Below are 22912 nucleotides of genomic sequence, written 5' to 3'. Positions count from 1 at the left end.
AATTTTTTCTTGTAATTCAAGCAAAGTGATGCTCGAATCATGTTAAACAATGGTCGTTGTGTTGTTGTGTGTAGTTGTTGTGTACGACAATAAATGTCTTGACCAATGAAAAACTATAACTAGCTTCTTCTAATACGTAGTTTAAACTCTTACGCAAGAGTTATATTAAAACAAAAAAGAGGCCGGAAAGCCTCTTTTTATTATTTTCTTAATCCTAATTCTTTTACTATAGCACGATATCTTAAGATATCTTTCTTAGTTAAGTAATCTAGTAAAGCACGACGCTTTCCTACTAATTTCACTAGAGAACGCTCTGTATTATAATCTTTACGATTGTTTTTTAAGTGTTCAGTTAAGTGATTAATTCTTTCAGTAAATAAGGCGATTTGTCCTTCAGCAGAACCTGTGTTCTTTGCGTCTTTACCGTGTTTTGCAAAAAGTTTTTCTTTTGCTTCTTTTGTTAAATACATGCTAATATTATTGTAAATGATTTTTATGTATACGAAAGCCTTTCTTTCGAGCGGCAAATATAGTAATTTTTAATGATTTGAAAGATTGTCTTAAATAAATAAATACAGATCAGAATTATTCTTTTGAAGTTTAAGCTCTCAAAGGTTGATTTAAAATCAAATCAATGTATTGATTTACTTTGTTCTTTAATTCTTTTCTGTGAGTTATAAAATCTAAAAACCCATGTTCTAAAAGGAATTCTGAAGTTTGAAAACCTTCTGGTAATTCTTTTCCAGTAGTATCTCTAACTATTCTAGGGCCAGCAAAACCAATCAAAGCACCCGGTTCGGCGATATTTATATCTCCTAACATGGCAAATGAAGCAGTAGTCCCTCCAGTTGTTGGATCTGTACATAATGAAATATAAGGTATGCCCTCATCAGCTAATTGTGCTAATTTAACAGAGGTTTTAGCCAATTGCATTAATGATAACGCTGCTTCCATCATACGAGCACCTCCAGATTTTGAAATAATCATGAAAGGAATATTGTTTTTTAATGAATAATCTGCAGCTCTTGCTATTTTTTCACCAACAACACTTCCCATAGATCCACCAATAAAAGCAAAATCCATACAAGCTATAACGAGGTCGTTGCCTTTAGATTTTCCAACAGCACAACGTACGGCATCTTTTAGCTTCGTTTTATTTTGAGCAGCTTTTAAACGTTCTGGATATTTTTTTGTGTCCTCAAATTTTAAAGGGTCTTTAGATTCTAAATTGGCATCTAATTCTTCAAATTGATTGTCATCAAAAAGTATTTCGAAGTATTCATTACTTCCTATTCGAACATGATAACCGTCTTCTGGACTTACATAAAAGTTCTTTTCTAGTTCTTCAGCATCAACAATTTTTCCGGTTGGTGACTTGTACCAAAGACCTCTTGGGGTGTCTTTTTTCTCTTCAGTGGTGGTAGTTATACCTTTTGTTTTTCTTTTAAACCAAGACATACTAATTTAAGATTTTTGCGAACAATTTTAAATGAAAATAGTTGTTAGCGTTAAGAATTTGCGTATTTGAAAAGCTTTTTTAGCTTAAAAACAAAAAAAGCATAACAAAAGCCTAAAAGCAAAATTAACTCTTTTTTTAAACTAGAGGCAATATGATATCAATTTTGTTGTTTTTAAAATTCTAACTGATTGTAATTTAGTTATATAGTTATAAAAAAAGACTCTGTTTTTAACAGAGTCTTTTTTGAGTTATTATATTTTGTATTAAATAACTTATAAAGTATTTACATTATTTAAATCTTCAAAAGCCTTTTTTAAACGTGTTACAAAAGTTTTTTCTCCTTCACGTAACCAAACTCTTGGGTCGTAGTATTTTTTGTTTGGAGAATCTTCACCATCAGGGTTTCCAATTTGAGATTTTAAATATTCAGATTTAGCACCCATATAATCTCTAATACCACTCATGAAAGCATATTGTAAATCGGTATCAATATTCATTTTAATAACTCCATAGCTAATACCTTCACGAATTTCTTCGACAGTTGAGCCTGATCCTCCGTGGAATACAAAGTCAATATGATTATGTTCTACACCATATTTCTCTGTAATAAACTCTTGAGAATTCTTCAAAATTTTTGGAGTTAATTTTACGTTTCCTGGCTTGTAAACACCATGAACGTTACCAAATGCCGCAGCAATTGTAAATTGTGGACTTACCTTACTTAATTCTTCATAAGCATAAGCAACTTCTTCCGGTTGTGTGTATAGTTTAGAATCATCAACATCTGTATTATCAACACCATCTTCCTCACCACCTGTAATACCAAGTTCAATTTCTAGAGTCATGCCCATTTTAGACATTCTTTCTAAGTATTGTTTACAGATTTCAATATTTTCTTCAATTGGTTCTTCAGAAAGATCAATCATATGAGAACTGAACAATGATTTTCCTGTTTCTTTATAATGCACTTCACTTGCATCTAATAAACCATCAATCCAAGGCAACAGTTTTTTTGCACAGTGGTCTGTATGTAAAATTACAGGAACACCATAAGCTTCTGATAATGTATGTACATGTTTTGCACCTGCAATAGCACCTGCGATTGCTGCTTTTTGACCATCATTACTTAAACCTTTACCAGCATTAAATTGAGCACCTCCATTGGAAAATTGAATAATTACAGGAGCGTTTAAATCTCTTGCAGTTTCTAAAACTCCATTTATAGTGTCTGAACCGATAACATTTACAGCAGGAAGAGCATAATTATTAGCTTTTGCATGGTTGAAAATAGCTTGTACTTCCTCACCTGTAGCCACTCCTGGTTTTATATTGTGTCCCATTTTATTGAATTAAATATGATTAGTAATTAGTAAGTATCAAAAGTAATCAATTTTTAAATAATTTAAGGGTATTTTTAAATTTGAAAATGGTAAAGGGACACTAAAACGTTATAGTTTTTCAATAATTATTATGTTAACTGATTACCAAGAATGATAACTTATTGAAATGCTTAGATTATATACTAAACTGTATTTTATAATTAAAAAGGATAGTTTATACCAATATTATAAACAGCGTTTCTGAAGTTGTAATCATTAAACCATCGGTTTTCATCTCTGTAAAAAGGGTCATAAGTTTTAAAACCAACATCAAAACGAAATACGAAAAAACTAAAATCATATCTAAGTCCCATTCCAGAACCAATAGCGATGTCTTTTAAAGAGTTAAAACTAGAAAATGTTGCTCTGTCGTCTTCTACATCATCCAAAACATTCCAAATATTTCCTGCATCTATAAAAACGGCACCGTTTAAGTTTTCGAAAATATTAAAGCGTTGTTCTATACTTAAGGCTAACTTTAAGTTGGCTTCGTTAAATTCATTTGTAGTTTCTGAACTCCCAGGGCCTAAGCTGTAGGCTGTCCAAGCTCTATTGTCGTTTGGTCCACCAGCAAAGAAACTTTTCGCAAAAGGGATGTTGGTTGAATTTCCGTAAGGGATTGCAATACCCAGAAAACTCCTCATGGCGAATACATTTTTTCTACCTAAATCCCAGTGTTTTACGTAATCAAACTCAGTTTTCACGTATTGAGAAAATGCAACATTAAGTAATTCATATCTACCATCTTCATCCTTTTCAAGGCCAATAAGGTTAGAGGCCGTTGCTAATAAATTTCCTGCCAATTCTAATTTAAAGCGGAAGATTGAGAAATTATTATCAAAAATATTAGTACGCTGATCTTTAACAAAACTAAAGCTAGAAGATAGAATTAAGTTGTTTTCTGTTAATCTGTTTTTACGTTCGTTTATACCATTTATAGTTTGCCTTTGTTCTGTTGATATCTCTGGTGGTGTATTTTCTGCTAGAGCATAATCTATAAATTCATCGGCTTCATTAACAGGGTTATCTGGGTTTGGAAGATTTAAATCATCAACAGTAAAATTAACATCTTTAGCTGTTTGATTCAACAAGTCGAAAGAGTTCTGGTAAACACCAAAATAATTATCTACATTTAAATTTCTAACATATTGAATATTAAATAAATCAAGTTTATTAGTTGTTTTGGTATTTGGATACCAATTATAATTAAAAGTACCAACAAGCGTTTGTTTGTCTAAACCAATATTGGTTTGACTTGTGGTTGATAAACTAATTCTTGTTGATGGCGACATGTATTTGGGGATGATATTTTCTGTGTAAAATGGAGAAAACAACCTTGGAATAGTAAGTTTTAAATCAATACCAATTTCGTTTATATCAAAAAAAGGATCACCATCATTCCTTTCATCTGATGAGCCAATAGCTGCAATACCAGATATTTGGAAAGTTTCAGCGCCTTTAAAAATATTTCTAATCAATAAACTGGGGTTTACAGATAATCCAACGGTTTGAATGTTACTTTGCGATACATCTGCACTTAAACCTAAACTGAATTTTTTTAGAGGAGTTAAACGAATAGTATCTGTTAGCGTATAGTCTGGATTTTCAACATACTCAATATTTGGGTACTTAAACGTGCGTAATTCATTAATATAACGATAGGTTCTAGTTCTATCTATATCTTTAAAAATAGTTCCAGGGTTAATAAACATAGCATCTGTTATTGCTTTTGGACGATATCGAATTTTATCATAAGCATAAAGATTATAACCGTTATAACGAATTGAATCTTGAAAAGGTTTTCCTCTATTCTCAAATGTATAGTCTGTGATAATATTTACTTCATCTATGTGGTAAACTTTGAAGGGTTCTCGCCTAATAGAATCTGGAGTTCGAATAGCTCTATCTTGAATTTGGATACCAACATTTACCTTTTTATCTGTTCCAATAGTATCTATCTCAAAAGAAACATAATCTTGATTAAAATGATAAATACCCGAGTTGCGAAGTTCAGATGATATTCTATCTCGTTCATTTTCAAAATTTGCTGTTTCGTATTGTTCACCAGATACTATTAAAGAGTTTTCTTTTATATTTTTGTATAGTGTGTCTATTGTTGGTGAGGCAACTTTACTAGATATAGAATCTAATATAAAACCTTTTCCTGTTTCAACTTTGTACTCAACTTCTGCACGCTGGTTTTCTTTTTTGTTAATGTTGTAAGTTGTTTTAACATTAAACCAACCGTTGTTTATATGATAGTCTTGTAATCTTTTAACCGTTTTTTTAGTTTTCTCTTCACTTACTATAACTGGAGCTTCACCGGTAGTTTTTAACCAATTATTAAAACCTAATACAGATTGTTGAAACTTGTCAACTTGCTTTTGAGAGTAAATATTCTTTAAGCGTTCTTTTCGTTCTGGTTTTTTGTTTAGCCAATTTTCAAAAAGCGAATCTCTATTTGGGCGTGCCATATTGTAAATATGTAATCGTAGTGGTACGCCTAATATTTTTCTATTGGGTTCTTGGTAGAGTAAACTGTTTATAGTCTCTGTATTGTCTTTTTTCTCGTTAATTAATACTGTGTTTTTAGTTAATAGATTCTTGTCTTCAGCAACTCTTTTAACAGCATCACAAGACGTAAAACATCTAGTGAATATTATAAATATTAGTATTTTTGAGAGTGTTTGCTGCAAAAGAAATTATAATTATTCGAGTTATAGGTATTTATTAAATTGAGTTAAAAAGTAATTAGAGTAAAAGCCTTATCATGGCCTCAAAAATACATTTTTTACTTTTAAAAAAATATTTAAATAATTGTGGTCTTAACTAGGCTTAACAATTATTTTCATTTTCTTTATAAATTGAAAAGAAAATATAAATTATAGATTGCATGCTATCTAAAAACCAAATAAAATTAATAACGCGTTTAAAGCAAAAAAAATATAGACAGCAAGATGGTTTATTTATTGTTGAAGGTATTAAAACAATAAAAGAACTTTTGCAATCTCATTTTAAACTTCATGCGTTATATACGACGGAATCATTCAATTTTGATGCCAAAGATGAAATTTTAATATCTGAAACCGACTTAAAGCGGATTAGTTTTTTAGCTACACCAAATAAAGCATTAGCAATTTTTGAGATTCCCGAGTTTAAATCCATACAAAATAATGGTTTAATTCTGGTTTTAGATGCTATTAGAGACCCCGGTAATTTAGGAACAATTATTAGACTTTGCGATTGGTTTGGAATACCCGATTTGGTTTGTAGTAAGGAAACGGTTGATTGTTTTAATCCTAAGGTAGTGCAAGCAACAATGGGCTCTATTACTAGAGTTAATATTACTTATTTAAATTTAATTCCTTTTTTAGAAAAAACTAATTTACCAGTTTTTGGTGCTTTTATGGAAGGAGAAAACGTTTATAAAAAGCAGCTTCCAGAAGAGGGAATTTTGGTTATGGGGAATGAAGCTAACGGTGTCTCTAAAGAGGTAGAAGCTTTAATTTCTGAAAAAATTTCTATTCCTAGATTTGGAAATATTCAAGAAACTGAAAGTTTAAATGTAGCCACTGCAGCTGCAATATTGTTAAGTGAGTTTAAGCGGTAAGTTTACTGAAACGTAAAATTGATAAAAACCCCGCGAGTTTTCATGTTACTAATATTACTTGTCCAAGGGCTATTTGGGTCTGTATCTCTAACCAATTCATCATTAATACCAAATAAACCACGAATTGACGGCGTAAACTTAAAATTGTACAGATAAAAGTCAATTCCAAAACCTATCTCATAAAAAATTGGATTGCTAATGGTTCTAAACTGTCCATTTTTATTATCGTTAGGATTTGTTTCGTTACTTGATAAATTAAGCGCTGTAGAAAAACCACCTACAATAAATGGTTTAAAATTATTAATTCGCTTTGTAGAAATTTTTACTAGCAACGGAATATGTATGTATGTAGATTTTACTTCTCGTGTTAAATCTGAGTCTCTTTCGGTACCATCAAAATAAGTGCGGCTATATAATAATTCTCTGGTGGTTATAAGTAATCCAGGTTCTAAACGTAAATCTATGAAACTATTAACACGTAAATTGCCAATTAAACCAACGTTAAACCCTGGACTTCTTCTTACGTAAATGTCCCTTAGGTTTTCATTGTAATCAAAATTAAAATCATAACTATTAAATCCAAGAAAATAACCCCAACGTAGTAAGTTGTTATCGGTAGAGCCACGACCTTGATTTGCATCATAAGTCACTTTTTCTTTTTTAAACAACTGGGCGTTAGTTGAATGGATTGTAAGTAAAAATGCTATTGCAGCAAAAACTTGTTTCATATTATTACTTAGATGATTTATAAATTGTTGCCACACCAAAAGTTTGTGGAAAATCTTCAACATTAATAAACCCAATTTCACGTAAAATATTGTTTAAAGCTTCGCCGTAAGGAAAAACAGATGCAGATTCGCATAAATATTTATAAGCACTTCTGTCTTTAGAAAAGGCTTTTCCTATTAAAGGTAAAATATTTTTTGTATAAAAATTATAACCTTGTTTATATGGTGTTTTGTTTGGAACAGATGTTTCTAGAATAATAAAAGTACCGTTTGGTTTTAAAACTCTAAATATTTCTTTCAATCCGTTTCCTAATGTTTCAAAATTTCTCACACCAAAAGCAACTGTAATAGCGTCAAAACTATTGTCTTCAAAGGGCATATTCTCGCTATCTCCTAAAATCATTTCAATTTTAGAATCTAAATCTTTTTTCTTAATTTTTTCTTTCCCTATTTCTAGCATACCACTGCTAATATCTAAACCAACAATTTTTGTTGCGTTGGTTTCTGCAAGGTTAATGGCTAGGTCGCCTGTTCCGGTAGCGATATCTAAAACTGTATCTGGATTAGCTGCCTTTACCATGTTTACAACTTTTTTACGCCATTTAATATCTATTCCAAAAGATATTACACGATTTAAACCGTCATAATCACCTGAAATGGTGTCAAACATTTGGGTAACCTGTTCTTTTTTTCCTAAGTCACTGTTTTTGTAGGGCTTTACTTTTGACAAATCTTGAAAATTTTGAGCAAAGATAAACTTTTAAAGAGGCATAACATAATTAGAATTGTAAATATTATATGGATTCAATTTTAATATCAGATATTTATTTATAGTATATTTGCAATACTTTTTATGATTTATAAAAGATGAAAATAATCATTGCTGGAGCTGGTGAAGTTGGATTTCATTTAGCAAAACTACTTTCCTACGAATCTCAGGAAATTACATTAATTGATACTGATAAAGAAAGTTTAGCCTACGCCGATACGCATTTAGATATTAAAGTAATTAAAGGTGATGCAACATCTATTGCTATACTTAAAGAGGCTCGTGTAGAGTTAAGCGATTTATTTATTGCTGTTACAGCGAGTGAAACAACAAATATTACCGTTTGCGTTTTAGCTAAACAATTAGGCTCTAAACAAACCATTGCAAGAATTACCAATACAGAATTTATAAACCACAAAGATGAGGTTGGATTTACAAAATTTGGTATTGATGAGTTAATTTCACCTGAATCTCTTGCAGCTTCAGAAATAGAATTGTCTCTCAAGCAATCATCATTTAACGATACTTATGAGTTTGAAGAAGGTGCATTAACCATGGTTGGTTTAACACTATCTAGTACTGCATCTTTTGTTGGAAAAACAGTAAAAGAGGCTGCTAAAATATTTCCAGAGATACACTTTGTGCCAATAGCTATTCAACGTTTTGGAACACAATACACCATAATACCAAGAGGCGATACTGAATTTAAAAGAGGCGATAATGTCGTTTTTATAACATCAGAAGGTGGTGCAGAAGAGCTTTGTAGACTCACTGGGAAAGCTAATAAAGAGATAAAAAATGTAATGATTTTAGGTGGAAGCCAAATTGGTTATAAATCTGCCCGCGATTTGAGTGATAAAGGCTTCAATGTAAAATTATTAGAAAAGAATAGAGAGCGCGCTTTTGATATTGCAGACGATTTACCTAATGTTTTGGTAATACAAAGTGATGGGAGAAATGTAGATATTCTAGAGGAAGAAAACATTAGCGATATGGATGCTTTTATTGCAGTTGGAGAGAATTCTGAAACCAATATCATGTCTTGTCTTGTTGCAAAATCTAAAGGTGTAAAAAAATCGATTGCTCTTGTTGAAAACATGGATTATTTTGAGCTTTCTCATTCTGTTGGTATTGAAACACTCATAAATAAAAAGCTTTTAGCAGCCAACAATATTTTTAGATACATTAGAAAAGGAGAGGTTGTTGCCATGACCAAACTAAGTAACATGAATGCTGAACTTTTAGAGTTTGAGGTTAAACCTTCATCAGTAATTTGTAATAAAGTTATTAGGGATATTGATTTCCCTAGATCTGCCATTATAGGAGGTGTGATAAGAAATGGTATAGGAATGATTGCTTTGGGAAGTTTTAAAATTCAAGAAGGCGATAGGGTCGTTGTTTGCAGTTTACTTCAATCCATAAAAGGCGTCGAAAAATTTTTCAGATAAAAACTAAAAATGAAACTCAATTACAAAATAATCTTTCATTTTTTAGGGTTGCTATTACTCTTTAATGGTGGTTTTATGTTGTTGTCGTCAATTGTAAGTTATTTATACAAAGATGATGTTTCACTTCAAATTTTTTTGGCAGGTATTACAACCCTAGTCATAGGTTTAATAGCTATGCTTTTTACAAGAAACCATAAAAAAGAAATTAACAAACGCGATGGTTATATTGTAGTTGCATTTGGTTGGATAATTATGGCATTATCTGGTGCTTTACCATATGTGTTTACCGGCAGTATTCCAAGCTTTACAAACGCCTTTTTTGAGACCATGTCTGGTTTTACAACTACAGGAGCCTCTATTTTAAATGATATTGAATCCATGCCTAAAGGAATTTTGTTTTGGCGTAGTTTGACACATTGGATTGGAGGCATGGGTATTATTGTTCTTGCTATAGCAATATTACCACTCTTAGGTATAGGAGGTATGCAGTTATTTGCTGCAGAAGCACCCGGGCCAAGTGCAGATAAATTACACCCAAGAATTACAGACACAGCCAAACGCTTATGGCTCATATATTTTGGTTACACAGCAGCTGAAACTTTATTATTAAGCGTTGCAGGTATGTCTTTTTTTGATGCTATTAATCATTCGCTTTGTACGCTTTCAACAGGTGGTTTTTCTACAAAAAATGCAAGCGTAGCTTACTGGAATGGGCAGCCAATGATTCAATATATCATCATTTTATTTATGTTTCTTGCAGGTACTAACTTTGTATTGAGTTATTTTGCTTTTAAAGGAAAGGTTCAAAAAGTTATTCAAGATGAAGAATTTAAGCTCTATTTTAAATTTATAGCAGTTTTTACAATTATAGCTGCATTAATTATTTATTTCCGAGCAGATGTTTCTGTATCTTCAATTGAACATCCAATGGTTTGGGGTGAGGGTGAAAGCGCTATCAGGCATGCATTATTTCAAGTTTTAGCCATTGTAACTACAACAGGTTTTGTAACAGCAGATTATACGATGTGGACGCCTTTTTTGGTCGTATTCTTCTTTGGCTTGATGTTTTTAGGAGGTTCAGCTGGAAGTACTTCTGGTGGTGTAAAAGTAGTACGTCATTTAATTTTAATAAAAAATGGTTTTTTAGAGTTTAAAAGAACATTACATCCAAGCGCTATTTTACCAGTTCGTTACAACAAAAGAGCTATTTCGGGAGATATTGTTTTTAATATTTTAGGTTTTTTTATCCTTTATATGTTATCCTTTATAATTGGAGCTTTAGGCTTTTCTATGATGGGAATAGAGTTTAAATCTGCTATTGGTCTAGCTGCCTCTAGTTTAGGAAATGTAGGTCCTGCATTAGGTGATTTTGGCCCAGTAAATAATTATTCAAATTTACCAAGTATTGGTAAATGGTGGTGTAGTTTTTTAATGCTTATTGGGCGTTTAGAATTGTTTACTGTGCTTATTTTATTAACACCTTTTTTCTGGAGAAATAGATAATTTATAAAATATTTTCTCTTTTAAATTTATTAATATTTATAGGTGTTTAGCGTATTTTATCTTTGATTTTTAATGAGTTATAAGTTTGTTGTATGTAACATTTTTGTCATATAAACGTCTTCTTTGTATAACCATTAAAAATAATCAATCATGGAATTAGCATTAAAAATTGACGATTTAGAACCATTGCCTAAACAGAACAAAGACTTAATTTGTGAACCTTTGGGGTTTTTAAATTCAGAGTACAAAAGTGTTGTAAAAGATAGTTTAAAATCTTCGTCTTCAAAATCAATTTTCGGTATTAAACAACGAATAAAAAGTAGAAGTTATTTAACATCTTGTGTTGCCGAAACAACTATAAAACTTTCGGTATTTCTTACTGTAATTCTTTTGATTTTTAACTAAAAATAATTTTAGATTATTAATTGTCTAAAAAAACAGAAGATTCATAAATAAAAAAAGCCGCTAAGTTATTTTTAGCGACTTTTAAAATTTTATATGTTGATATAATTAACTTACAACTGCTTTAATTCTTTTTATTGCTTCAATAATTTGTTCTTGTGAAGCAGCATATGAAATACGAATACAGTTAGGGTTTCCAAACGCCTCACCGGTTACGGTAGCTACCAAAGCCTCTTCAAGCAGATATAATGAAAAATCTGTGGCATTATTTATCTTTTTCCCTTTTAGCGTTTTTCCAAAGAAAAAAGTAACATCTGGAAATATATAAAAAGCACCATCAGGTGTATTGGCTTTAAATCCTTCAATATCATTTACTAAATCTAAAATTAAATCGCGACGCACCTTAAACTCATCAATCATGTATTGTACTCTGGATGGCGATTCATTTAAAGCAGTAATTACTGCACGTTGCGCTATACAGTTTGCACCGCTTGTCATTTGTCCTTGCATTTTGTTGCAGGCCCTGGCAATTTTTTCAGGAGCTCCAATATATCCAATTCTCCATCCAGTCATTGCGAATGCTTTCGAAACACCATTTACTGTTATGGTGTTATTGTACATATCGTCAAATTCAGCCATACTTGCATGCCCTTCTCCATAATTTATGTGCTCATAAATTTCATCAGAAACAACATAAATGTTAGGGTGTTTTACTAAAACATCAGCTAAAGCTCTTAATTCAGATTTGCTGTAAACAGATCCACTAGGGTTACATGGAGAACTAAACCATATCATTTTGGTATTTGGTGTAATGGCTGCTTCAAGCTGCTCTGCAGTCATTTTAAAATCAGTATCAATAGAAGTTTTAACCTCCACAGGAACACCGTCGTATAGTTTTACAATATCTGAATAGCTTACCCAATATGGACAAGGTAAAATAACTTCATCTCCTTCATTTAACATCACACCAGCAATATTGGCTAAACATTGTTTAGCTCCAGTAGAAACTACAATTTGACTTGGTGAGTACGTTAAATTATTATCACGTTTAAATTTTGTAATTATGGCGTCTTTTAACTCACCATAACCATCAACAGGTGTGTAAGAGTTATAGCCATCATTTACTGCTTGGATTGCAGCTTCTCTTACAAAATCTGGCGTATTAAAATCTGGCTCGCCAAGACTTAACCCAATAATGTCTTTACCTTCTGCCCTTAATTCTCTTGCTTTTGCTGCCATAGCTAGTGTGGCAGACGTAGACATGTTTAAAATTCTATCTGATAATAATTGCATTTTTATATGGTTTGATCGGTATTTATAATTTTAGGCTAAACTAGGTTTTTGTCCTAACATTTTTAATTGATTATAATGCTCTGCGACAGCTTGCCAGAATGTATTATACTCATTGTAAGGTAAGCTAAATTCTTTAGCTGTTTCTTTAACTATTTTAGCTATTTTGTTGTAGTGAATATGACTAATATTTGAAAATAAATGGTGTTCTACTTGCCTGTTTAAACCTCCTGTATAAAACTCAACTAACCAGCTTTTAGGTGAAAAATTGGACGTTGTAAATAATTGGTGAATGGCCCAAGTATTTTTTATATTTCCTTTTTCATCTGGTAAAGGCATTTCAGTATTGGGCATAACATGCGCTAATTGAAATATAACACTTAAAATTATTCCTGCTGTGTAATGCATTACAATAAAACCTATTAAAACTTCCCACCAAGCGAAACCTAAAGATATTGGAAGTACCACCCATAGTGAATAGTATACAATTTTTCCAATAATAAGTTTAGTCCATTGTGTAGCTGGATGAGGTAATTTTCCGTAGGCTAATTTTCTTTTAAGGTATCTGTAAGTTTGAGTAAAATCAGTAGTGATGGCCCAATTAGCGGTTAATAAACCGTATAAAAAGAAGGCATAGTATTTTTGGTATTTATGAAATCTAAACCATTTAGAGTGTTTTGAAAATCTTATAATTCTACCAGCATCAATATCTTCGTCATGCCCTTGAATATTTGTGTACGTATGATGTAAAACATTGTGTTGTACTTTCCAATTATAGTCGTTACCAGCTAAAATGTATATGCTGCTCCCCATTAATTTATTAACCCATTTTTTACTTGAAAAAGAACCATGATTTGCATCATGCATAACATTCATACCTACGCCTGCCATACCAATACCAACAATTACCATTCCTAATATTTGAGCCCAAGCAGGTAAATCTATTGTTAAAATTAGTATAACCGGAACTAATAATAAAGCAAACATTACGATGGCTTTGGTGTATAATTTCCAGTTGCCAGTGCGTTTAATATTATTCTCTTTAAAATAATCGTTTACACGTTTGTTAAGCGTTTTAAAGAATTTAGCAGAGTCTTTTCTTGAAAATGAAAGTGTTTGTTTTGTCATGCTATTAATTTTTTAATGTAGTATTTGGTATAGTTGGATACAAAATATGGAGCAAAGATAGGTATAAAGCAACTTAAGTAATAACGTTTTTTTGTAAAAATATGTATCTAAAAAGCATATTTTTGTTGAAAATTTAACATCTATGAATCTTATTTTAAAGTATTTTCCTAATCTTTCTGAAGATCAAATACATAAGTTTAAGCAACTAGAGTTTTTGTATAAAGACTGGAATTTAAAAATTAACGTAGTTTCTAGAAAAGATATTGATGAATTGTATTTAAGGCATGTTTTACATTCTTTAGGTATTGCAAAAATTATTGAATTTAAAGAAGGTAGTAAGATCTTAGATGTTGGCACAGGAGGTGGTTTTCCTGGTATTCCATTGGCTATTTTATTTCCAGAATGTTCATTTCATTTGGTTGATAGTATCGCAAAAAAACTAAAAGTAGTAGATGAAGTAGTTTTGGGTTTAGGTTTAAAAAATGTAAAAACTACACACAGCCGAGTAGAAGCAATTAATGATACTTATGATTTTATAGTAAGTAGAGCAGTAGCTGCAATGCCAACATTTGTACATTGGGTGAAAGGTAAAATTGCTAAACAACAAAACCACGAACTTAAAAATGGAATTTTGTATTTAAAGGGAGGAGATTTAAACGAAGAACTTAAAGATTACAGAACAATTACTATTTATAAATTAACCAATTATTTTTCAGAAGATTTTTTTGAAACCAAAAAAGTAGTTCATTTACCGCTTAAGTACAGAGGTTAGTTTAATCTAAAAGACTATTTATCTGATTAAATTGTTCTTTAAAAAAGTAAAATTGATTTTGATACCAATATGTGTTTTTAAATAATTCAATATTATTAGTATCACCAGAATTGGTTTTTAATATATCTTTAGCTTTATTCAAATATAATTTTGTGCCCGGTAAATCTTTCATTTTATAATAGGTCATTGCTAAACCTAACATGGCATCAAAATCCAAAGAATCATATTTTAAGGCAGTATCAAAATCAGAATACGCCTGCTTGTATTTTCCTAATAGCAAGTTTGAGGCTCCTCTGAAAAAATAAGCAAACCCACTATTGCTATTCAGTCTTATTGCTGACGAAAAATCGGATTTTGCTTTCTTGTAATAGTTAACATTCATTAAAAAAACTCCACGGTTATAATAAGCATCAACACTTGGGTCTAGTAAAACTACCACAGTATAATCTTGAAGGGCTTTCTTATAGTTTTTTTTGTACGAATATATGTTTGCTCTTAGGGTGTAAGCTTTTGAATAATAAGGTTGAATTTTTATAACTTTATTAAAATCTGTTAAGGCGGAGTCAAAATCACCTAAATCGTACTTGGTGCATCCTAAACTATAAATTGCATCTACAAAATAAGGGTCAAGTTCAATAGCTTTTTCATAATCTTGTTTAGCACCTTCGTAATTTTCTAAACTATATCTAGAATTTCCTCTATTAAAATAGGTATCTGCGTCGGGCTCTGCAACAATCACTTTAGAATAGTCAACAATAGCTCCGTAGTAATCACCTAAATCGTTTTTCGCTATACCTCTGTAAAAATAAGCATCTAACTTTTCGGGTTCAAGTTCAATGGTTTTTGTTAATAGATCTATTTTTTCATTTAAGTCGGTTGTTTTAAGTGCTTGCCTTAAAAACTTATTGGCTTGTGAAAATGTAAGTAATGGTAATAAGCCTAAAATTAAAAGTATACTTTTTTTCATATGCAATTTATGCAACAAATAACATGCCGTTTTTAAAAAATAAAGTTAGTATAATTTTTACAAAAATTAGTTTTTTAACTTTTTATTATTTTCTACTTCATGATTTTTTGCAAAATTGCTTGACTATTTTGTGTTTTAGTAATTGTAAATTCTAATCTTTTTTTAACAAATTTTCTTTCTTTTTTTCAATGTAATACTTTTCTAAATTATTTGTTACGCTTTCAAGAGCTAAATCTATATACATTATTGCTTTGTTTTTATTGCCAGTATTTGTGTAATAATCAGCATAAGTGCCATAGAATAAGTATGTACGCTGTTCAAAATATTCTGGTTTTAATTGTTTTAAATATTGCTTTGCCATCCTATAATCTTCTTTTTGTATGCACACTACAGCCATGGTAAGTAAATTTGTTTGCATGGGTTTTAAAGTGTTTAAACATTGATAGAAGTATAGTATTTTATCCCAATTAGTGTCTTCAAATCGTTTTGCTTTTAAGTGTTCTGCAGCAATAGCTGCTTCATAATGATAGCAAGAAAATTCAGTATTTTCAACAGCTTTATGCATCATGGTATTACCTAATTGAATTAAGGGAAAATACCATTTGCTACGATCTTGATTTTTTAAATCTAGAAGTTCATTTTCTGCATTAGTTTTAGTCTCTATTCGTGCCGAGTGAAAACACATAAGTGCGCAAAGGGCATAGACTTCAGGTGCTCTAGTATGAGTGTTTTTTAATAGTATTTTTGTCAAGCGAATGGCTTCGCTACATAACTCTTTACGAATTAATTTTTCTTTTTTATTGGAATGAAAACCCTCGTTAAAAATAAGGTACAGTACTTCCATAACACTTTCTAAACGCTCTGGAAGTGATTTTCCTTGGGGGATTTCAAATTTTAGTTTTGATTTCTGAATAGTTTTTCGGGCTCGTAATAAACGTTTTTTTATAGTGTCTTCTTTAGTGAGTAATGCAGATGAAATTTCTTTAATGCTAAATCCGGAAACTGTTTTTAGAGCAAATGAAATTCGATCTCTAGACTCTAGTTTTGGGTGACAAGCCGTAAAAATCATGCGAAGTTGTGCGTCTTCGATTTCTGAATCTAAAAATAACTCATTTATAGCAATAGCATCCGTTCCTTGATTGATGTTAGGGAGGTGTTTTTGCTGAGTTTTTAGTTTTCTGAAAATATCTAAAACTCTGTTTTTTGCAGATTTTGTTAACCACGCTTCAGGATTTTCGGGTTGTTGATAGCGCCAACTTAGGCTAGCTTTAATAAAAGTATCTTGTACAGCATCTTCTATAATATCGAGGTGCTTAAGACCAAAAATTCGAGTTAATACAGAAACCATCTTTCCGCTGTGGTGGCGGAATAGATGGTCTATAAGTTTTGGTTCCATTAGCGGTCAAAAACCATGATTTCACGAATCTCTACAGTACCGCCCAAATCATAATCTGGAAAGTCTTGTGCAATTTTCTCAACAGCATCAAAATCCTTTGCTTCAACAGTATAGTAACCGCCAACAATTTCTTTTACTTCAGCTGATGTTAAATCTGTAACCGTTCGGTTTTCTCCAACAACTCTTCTAATTTGTGGAGTTAAAGCTTCTCCCCCTCTAAGAATACCTTGTTCTTCCATTTTGTTACCCCAAGCGAACCACTTACCCATACGAGATTGTAACTCTTCAGGTGAAAGACCTAAATCAGCATAATCAGCTCCAGTAAAAATCATCATAAATTGTTTCATAATTGTATATTTTTTATGGTTTATATTGTTAAGACGTTTCTCAAAATATAAATGGGACAGATTTTCAAATTTAATTAATTCAATTTAGGTTTTTGAATAATTTTTTAAGCAGTACCTTAGGAAGCTTAGCTGATCCTTATAATTCTTACCTTTATTAAGGATTCTTGTTTAGTTAATGTTTTGAGAAGTTAAAAGAAACTTTAACAAGGTCAAGTTAAGGAAATTTAATAAATAAAAAGGCCATCATAAAATGATAGACTCTTTATTTAAATGAGATTTGTAAATAGTTATATCCTTAAAGTAAAGGAGTATTACTAACCCAAAAATGGATAACGATAATCTATAGGTGTTACAAATGTTTCTTTAATCATTCTAGGCGATACCCAACGTAGTAAATTTTGGGCGCTTCCGGCTTTATCATTAGTTCCAGAAGCTCTGGCGCCTCCAAAAGGTTGTTGACCAACTACAGCACCTGTTGGTTTATCATTTATATAAAAATTTCCAGCTGCATTCTGTAAGGCTTCTGTAGCTTGTGTGATGGCATATCTATCTTTTGATATAATAGCACCTGTTAAGGCATATTCACTTGTTTCATCAGCAAGTTTTAAAGTTTCTGCGTAAGCATCATCTTCATAAATATAAATGGTAATTACAGGTCCAAAAAGTTCGGTACACATGGTTGTGTATTTTGGGTCTTTGGCAACAATAACGGTAGGTTCTATAAAATACCCTTTGCTTTTATCATAATTCCCACCAACGATGATGTCTGCATCATTATCAGCTTTTGCGCTATCAATATATTTTGCCAATTTATCAAAAGAACCTTCGTGAATAACAGCAGTAATAAAGTTACTCATCTCTTCAGGAGATCCCATTTTAAAAGACTTTACATCTTCTATAACATAGTTTTTTACATCCGTCCAAAGGCTTTTTGGGATGTAAGCTCTTGATGCGGCACTACATTTCTGGCCTTGAAATTCAAAAGCACCACGAACAATTGCTGTAGCAACTTGTTTAGCGTCAGCCGATTTGTGAGCAACGATGAAATCTTTCCCGCCTGTTTCTCCTACAATTCTTGGGTAAGTTTTATAATTATGAATGTTATTTCCTATTTGTTTCCATAGTTCTTTAAAGATATATGTAGACCCTGTAAAGTGTAATCCTGAAAAATCTGGACTAGCCATAACGGTATTGGTAATCATTACCGGATCTCCGAAAACAACATTAATAACTCCCGGAGGAACACCAGCTTCTTCAAATACATCCATAATTACTTTGGCAGAATACACTTGACTATCGCTAGGTTTCCAAACTACAACATTACCCATTAAAGCCATACAAGCTGGTAAATTTCCAGCAATAGCAGTAAAGTTAAAAGGTGTTACTGCATAAGTGAATCCTTCCAATGGACGATATTCAATTCTATTCCAAGCATCACTAGTGCTTTCAGGTTGTTCCATGTAAATATCTGTCATAAACTGAACATTAAAACGCAAGAAATCTATAAACTCGCAAGCCGCATCAATTTCAGCTTGATGTATCGTTTTAGATTGTGCAATCATGGTTGCAGCATTTATTTTTGCACGGTATGGGCCTGCAATAAGTTCAGCAGCTTTTAAAAAAATACCTGCACGTTGTTCCCATGGTATTTGCGACCATGTTTTTCTTGCTTCTAAGGCAGTAGCAATCGCTTTATCTATATGTTTTTGTTCTGCTAAATGGTAGGTGCCAACAACATGTTTGTGGTCGTGAGGAGGCGACATTGTACGAGTATTTCCGGTTTTAATATCTTCACCATTTATATATAAAGGAACATCAATTTTGCTATTAAACATTGTTTTGTAAGTCTCAAGAACTGCATCACGTTCTGGTGATCCTGGAGCATAAGATTTTACAGGTTCGTTAATAGCAATTGGTACATTAAAAAAGCCTTTTCCCATGATTTTTGGTTTTTTATTATTGAATTTTCAGTAAATGTGCTGCAAATTTACGAATAATTAAAGGATAATTTGTTTTAGATTACCCTTAAAATCTCGTTAAAATTTACTCGAATTAATACGCGTTATTAATATTAGAAACGCATAAAATTTATATATTTTTTGTAAGTTGCTAAACCTTTTTAAGACTAGAGGTTATATGTGTACAGTTACAATTATTCCCATAACTAATTCTGATTTTATTTTAACATCGAATCGTGATGAATCTCCAAAGAGAGTCTCGCTGGCTCCCGAATTTTACACGCACAACAATACTAAATTATTGTATCCTAAGGATGAACTTAGTGGAGGTACTTGGATTGGAATAAGTGAAAAAAATAGGGTTGTTTGTGTTTTAAACGGTGGTTTTGAAAGGCATGAACGACAATCAAGCTACAGGAAGAGTCGAGGAATTGTGGCTAATGATTTTATGACTGCAGATAACATAAATGAAGCTATTGAATTGTATAATCTTAAAAACATAGAACCCTTTACGATGGTTATAGCAGATTGGAATTCGGGTTTAGAATTCTACGAATTGGTTTGGGATGGAACCAACAAACACGTAACTAAATTGCCTTTTCAAGCTAAAATTTGGTCTTCATCAACATTATACAACACAACTATGATAAATGAACGTGTAAAGTGGTTTGAAGACTTTAAAAGTGAAAATAAGTTAGATGAAAATACTATATTAAAATTTCATAAAACTGCTGGTGGTAAAAATGATGATTACGGAGTTATTATGAATCGAGGTTTTGTAAAAACAACAAGTATTACACAAATTAAAAAGCATGGTAACTCACTTGGAATAAGCTATGAAAGTCTTCAAAATAAAACAATTACTACTCAAACTTTTAATATTCCTCAAATAATTAATGAATAGTACGGGAATAATTTTAACATTAGCATATCCAGATACTATAGTTATGGTTTCTGAAGAATGGTTTTCACCATATTTAAGATATCTTGGTGTTGGAAAAAAAGATTATTTACGAGCAGGTCATGCAGCACTAGTTTTAATTGATAAAGAAACTGGTGTTTTAGAATATCATGATTTTGGACGCTATATTACTTCAGAACCTAATGGTCGTGTAAGAGGTAGTGATACTGATAACGAACTACATTTTCCTATAACAGCTAATATAGAAAAAGGTTCTATTAAAAATTTAGATGCTATTTTAGAGTTTTTGGCTACTCACCCTAGACTAACTCATGGTGATGGAAAATTAGTGGCTTCGGTTTGTAATGCTGTTGATTATCAAAAAGCACGAACTCATATTACCCAAATGCAAAACAAACATTTTATACGTTATGCGGCGTTTATAAAAGATGCTTGTAATTGTGCTCGGTTTGTAACAGATACTTTAATAGCTTCAGTGACAGATTCGAAAATTAAAAAAAGTTTAGAAAACTCAAAGTGGTTTACACCTAGCACTGTTGGGAATGTATTATTAGCTGATACAGAAAATCATCCTTATGAAGTTTCTGAAAGCGGAGTGATTTCAAAATTTACTGGTTCTCAAAAAAGTGAAAACCTTCGTTGTTTTTTAGATAAATTAAAGGATCATGAGGTTAATTTAGTTGGAACTCAAAAACCTAAACCTCTAGATGGTTTGCATGAAAAAGCGCAATGGTTATCTGGTATTGCAGCAGGTGCTTGGTTTGAGTTGCATAAAACAGGACATGATGTAGAATTCAATTTTAAACGTATTTCTCCGTACGGGAATATAGATGTTCATGATAAGTTTACTGTCGATGATGAAACGTTCGATTATGATTTAGAATTCGAATTTATACATTATTCGAATTGTAAATTCTTTCACATTAAACAAAATGGAAAGGTTTATAGGTTTGAGCGTAAACTAGTTTATAGCAAAAGGAGCACTTAACTTAAACGTAGGGATAGTAACTTGAAATTTTTTGGTAGTGGTGAAATTAACCATATTGTAATGCCCCTGCATAGCACCAAACGGCGAGGTTAATAAACAACCAGATGTATAGGTGTGAGACTCTCCAGGTTCGATAACGGGTTTTTTACCAATAACTCCTTCTCCAGAAACAGTTTCAATGTTATTTAAGGCATCTAGAATTTCCCAATGGCGCGCATTGAGTTGCACAGAATCTTTGCTCTGGTTTTCAATAGTTACAGTATAACCAAAGGCGTAGTGTATTTTATAATTTTTATAAAATGAACCTTCGTATGTAGTTTCTACCGAAATTTTTATGCCTTTTGTAACTTGTTGAACCATTTTAAATTTAATAACCCTTATTTATTACGGGTGCTAAAATAATAAATATTAAGTGGTTAGTGTTAAACTTTAACGTATTAGAAAGAAATATTAGTTGAAATGCACGTTTAATTGGTGATGTTGGTAGAAGAGAGTTCGTTAAAGCCTACAATTCTATCGTAACGCGCTCCTAAATCACGATAATACACCAATACTTTGTAATTATTTTCGGTTTGCCAAAAGTCTCCACTTATTCTACCTTCATCCAAACTACCATCACGATTTACAACAACGTATTTATAATTATAAAAACCTTGTTTAAATTTAAAGTTGGTTTCGTAGCGTCCGGTATCGTAATTAAAAACCATTTCATTGTATTCTTCTAAAGCATAATTGTTGTAGTTACCATAAACATAAATACGTTCTCCGTTACTTAATTCAGGATAATCTAAAGTGAAATGCACTTGTGTGTAGTCGGCTTCGATAGAAACATCGTCCCGATCAATAGCCGTGATTTTAAAACGTCCATTTATGTCAGGATTAAAAGTATAAGGTAAATTGGCTCGCGATCGGTTACCAAACAGGTAACTATGATAAATATCTTTTAATTCAATAAACTGAACGCCTAATGACGCCGTACGGACATCTTTGGTTTCAAAAAACAAATATTCGTTACCGCCAGGAAAAGCAGTTTCATTAACGTATCTGTAAATAAGTTTATCGCCAATGGTATACTGAGGTTTTAAGTTTTTTATGGCTGTATTTAAATTTCTATTTTGAATAATTAATGCCTTAACTGTTTGTAGCGGATTGTTTAATTGATTGCCACCATGTATTTCTAAATCTACGGTTTGCATACTTTCTATTGTGCTAACATCTCTTGATCTTTTTATGCTTATTCCGGGTGTTACCAAATTTTCGTAAATCATAAATTTTCTTGAAAAAACTAAATCGTCATTACTATCGTGAATGGAAAGGATGTAGTTTCCTGAAACTTTTAATCGCTTTGTTTGTTGGTTTGGAATTGAAAGTCTGTAGTGAGAATAAAGTTGAAACGTATTAAACGAATTTCGATAATCTTGAATTCTAAAATTATCAACACCCAACAAAAATTCTGGTCTTACTAATTGAGATTCTGTCCAATCGTAATTATAGTGTTCTATTTTATAATAGAAGTCGGGTTCATTTGTAACAAGAGCATCAAATTCTAAATAAAAAGTTTCGCCAAGTTTTATTATGGGTAATTCTCCTAATTCGCTACTTGAACTTTTAAAGGTTATAGACTTTATGTAGTCTGGTGGATTAACTTCCTCAACTTGTGAAAAAACAGAAAATGTAAATAATAACAGAAAATAGAATGAATATTTTGGGCTCATGATATTGTATAAAAACAAATATAATCAAAATTCATACCCTTATTTATTAATATAGTTTATAATGATTATAAATAAAAAAGATGTGATGATTTGAAAAATATATTGGTATAAATTCGTATTTTTGCAGCGAT

Annotated in this window: 21 protein-coding genes; 7 read left to right on the top strand and 14 right to left on the bottom strand. The window is 31.5% G+C overall.

The genetic code is table 11. The features are described from left to right. Positions 1-200: 200 nt before the first annotated feature. The 4 genes from rpsO to tamL form a co-directional block, all read right to left on the bottom strand. Entirely contained in the window at positions 201-470 is a 270-nt protein-coding gene (gene rpsO / locus ABD939_RS05295) for a 30S ribosomal protein S15 (RefSeq protein WP_345167335.1), read from the bottom strand. A 130-nt stretch (positions 471-600) separates the two neighbouring features. After that, on the bottom strand, positions 601-1458 hold the full coding sequence (gene accD / locus ABD939_RS05290) for an acetyl-CoA carboxylase, carboxyltransferase subunit beta (RefSeq protein WP_345165362.1): 858 nt from the start codon (positions 1456-1458) through the stop codon (positions 601-603). A 273-nt stretch (positions 1459-1731) separates the two neighbouring features. Continuing rightward, positions 1732-2799: a class II fructose-bisphosphate aldolase gene (gene fbaA / locus ABD939_RS05285; RefSeq protein WP_345165361.1), complete on the bottom strand. Its 1068-nt coding sequence runs from the start codon at positions 2797-2799 to the stop codon at positions 1732-1734. Positions 2800-2999: 200 nt separating this feature from the next. Continuing rightward, positions 3000-5534: a translocation and assembly module lipoprotein TamL gene (gene tamL / locus ABD939_RS05280; protein ID WP_345165360.1), complete on the bottom strand. Its 2535-nt coding sequence runs from the start codon at positions 5532-5534 to the stop codon at positions 3000-3002. A gap of 197 nt (positions 5535-5731) precedes the next feature. Here tamL and ABD939_RS05275 point away from each other — a divergent pair, with 197 nt between their 5' ends. Continuing rightward, positions 5732-6448: a TrmH family RNA methyltransferase gene (locus ABD939_RS05275; RefSeq protein WP_345165359.1), complete on the top strand. Its 717-nt coding sequence runs from the start codon at positions 5732-5734 to the stop codon at positions 6446-6448. Positions 6449-6450: 2 nt separating this feature from the next. Here ABD939_RS05275 and porT read toward each other — a convergent pair whose 3' ends face one another. After that, the gene (porT, locus tag ABD939_RS05270; RefSeq protein WP_345165357.1) at positions 6451-7176 is read right to left on the bottom strand and encodes a type IX secretion/gliding motility protein PorT/SprT; all 726 of its coding nucleotides are present in this window, start codon (positions 7174-7176) and stop codon (positions 6451-6453) included. Between the two features lie 4 nt (positions 7177-7180). After that, complete coding sequence (ubiE, locus tag ABD939_RS05265) at positions 7181-7906, bottom strand: bifunctional demethylmenaquinone methyltransferase/2-methoxy-6-polyprenyl-1,4-benzoquinol methylase UbiE (protein ID WP_345165356.1); 726 nt, start codon at positions 7904-7906, stop codon at positions 7181-7183. Between the two features lie 137 nt (positions 7907-8043). On the opposite strand from ubiE, the gene trkA reads away from it, so the two are divergent. From trkA to ABD939_RS05250, 3 genes are all read left to right on the top strand, one after another. Further along, entirely contained in the window at positions 8044-9393 is a 1350-nt protein-coding gene (gene trkA, locus ABD939_RS05260) for a Trk system potassium transporter TrkA (protein WP_345165354.1), read from the top strand. Between the two features lie 9 nt (positions 9394-9402). Continuing rightward, the gene (locus tag ABD939_RS05255; protein WP_345165351.1) at positions 9403-10896 is read left to right on the top strand and encodes a TrkH family potassium uptake protein; all 1494 of its coding nucleotides are present in this window, start codon (positions 9403-9405) and stop codon (positions 10894-10896) included. A 150-nt stretch (positions 10897-11046) separates the two neighbouring features. Then, a complete protein-coding gene (locus tag ABD939_RS05250) occupies positions 11047-11301 on the top strand; it encodes a hypothetical protein (RefSeq protein ID WP_345165348.1) in 255 nt (84 codons plus the stop codon). A 105-nt stretch (positions 11302-11406) separates the two neighbouring features. Here ABD939_RS05250 and ABD939_RS05245 read toward each other — a convergent pair whose 3' ends face one another. Together ABD939_RS05245 and ABD939_RS05240 are read right to left on the bottom strand one after the other, a co-directional pair. Beyond that, positions 11407-12591, bottom strand: a complete 1185-nt coding sequence (locus ABD939_RS05245) for a pyridoxal phosphate-dependent aminotransferase (RefSeq protein ID WP_345165345.1) — start codon at positions 12589-12591, stop codon at positions 11407-11409. Between the two features lie 30 nt (positions 12592-12621). Further along, on the bottom strand, positions 12622-13716 hold the full coding sequence (locus tag ABD939_RS05240; protein ID WP_345165344.1) for a fatty acid desaturase family protein: 1095 nt from the start codon (positions 13714-13716) through the stop codon (positions 12622-12624). 142 nt (positions 13717-13858) lie between these two features. On the opposite strand from ABD939_RS05240, the gene rsmG reads away from it, so the two are divergent. Further along, positions 13859-14488 (top strand): 16S rRNA (guanine(527)-N(7))-methyltransferase RsmG, encoded by a 630-nt coding sequence (gene rsmG / locus ABD939_RS05235; RefSeq protein WP_345165342.1) that lies wholly within the window; start codon positions 13859-13861, stop codon positions 14486-14488. A gap of 1 nt (position 14489) precedes the next feature. On the opposite strand, the gene ABD939_RS05230 is transcribed toward rsmG, so the two are convergent. The 4 genes from ABD939_RS05230 to pruA all read right to left on the bottom strand — a co-directional run bounded on the left by ABD939_RS05230 (position 14490) and on the right by pruA (position 19138). Continuing rightward, positions 14490-15455 carry a tetratricopeptide repeat protein gene (locus ABD939_RS05230; protein ID WP_345165340.1) on the bottom strand — a complete coding sequence of 322 codons (966 nt, stop codon included), beginning with the start codon at positions 15453-15455 and terminating at the stop codon, positions 14490-14492. A 151-nt stretch (positions 15456-15606) separates the two neighbouring features. Continuing rightward, positions 15607-16851, bottom strand: coding sequence for an RNA polymerase sigma factor (locus ABD939_RS05225; RefSeq protein WP_345165338.1), 1245 nt, complete (start codon positions 16849-16851; stop codon positions 15607-15609). Continuing rightward, positions 16851-17198: a YciI family protein gene (locus ABD939_RS05220; RefSeq protein WP_345165336.1), complete on the bottom strand. Its 348-nt coding sequence runs from the start codon at positions 17196-17198 to the stop codon at positions 16851-16853. The genes ABD939_RS05225 and ABD939_RS05220 overlap by 1 nt, the downstream gene beginning before the upstream one ends. Positions 17199-17512: 314 nt before the next feature. Beyond that, positions 17513-19138 (bottom strand): L-glutamate gamma-semialdehyde dehydrogenase, encoded by a 1626-nt coding sequence (gene pruA, locus ABD939_RS05215; protein ID WP_345165333.1) that lies wholly within the window; start codon positions 19136-19138, stop codon positions 17513-17515. A gap of 196 nt (positions 19139-19334) precedes the next feature. Between pruA and ABD939_RS05210 the strand changes: the two genes are divergently transcribed. Continuing rightward, positions 19335-20060, top strand: a complete 726-nt coding sequence (locus ABD939_RS05210; RefSeq protein ID WP_345165331.1) for an NRDE family protein — start codon at positions 19335-19337, stop codon at positions 20058-20060. Then, entirely contained in the window at positions 20053-21066 is a 1014-nt protein-coding gene (locus ABD939_RS05205; RefSeq protein WP_345165329.1) for a DUF6695 family protein, read from the top strand. The genes ABD939_RS05210 and ABD939_RS05205 overlap by 8 nt, the downstream gene beginning before the upstream one ends. Here ABD939_RS05205 and apaG read toward each other — a convergent pair. Both apaG and ABD939_RS05195 read right to left on the bottom strand, forming a co-directional pair. Then, entirely contained in the window at positions 21040-21426 is a 387-nt protein-coding gene (gene apaG, locus ABD939_RS05200; protein WP_345165326.1) for a Co2+/Mg2+ efflux protein ApaG, read from the bottom strand. The two genes, ABD939_RS05205 and apaG, sit on opposite strands and share 27 nt — an antisense overlap. Positions 21427-21533: 107 nt before the next feature. Then, the gene (locus ABD939_RS05195; protein WP_345165324.1) at positions 21534-22781 is read right to left on the bottom strand and encodes a type IX secretion system plug protein; all 1248 of its coding nucleotides are present in this window, start codon (positions 22779-22781) and stop codon (positions 21534-21536) included. Positions 22782-22912 lie beyond the last annotated feature (131 nt).

Source organism: Algibacter aquimarinus (assembly GCF_039543265.1).
GTDB classification, from domain to species: Bacteria; Bacteroidota; Bacteroidia; order Flavobacteriales; family Flavobacteriaceae; genus Algibacter_B; species Algibacter_B aquimarinus.
This window is presented reverse-complemented; position numbering and strand designations above follow the sequence as displayed.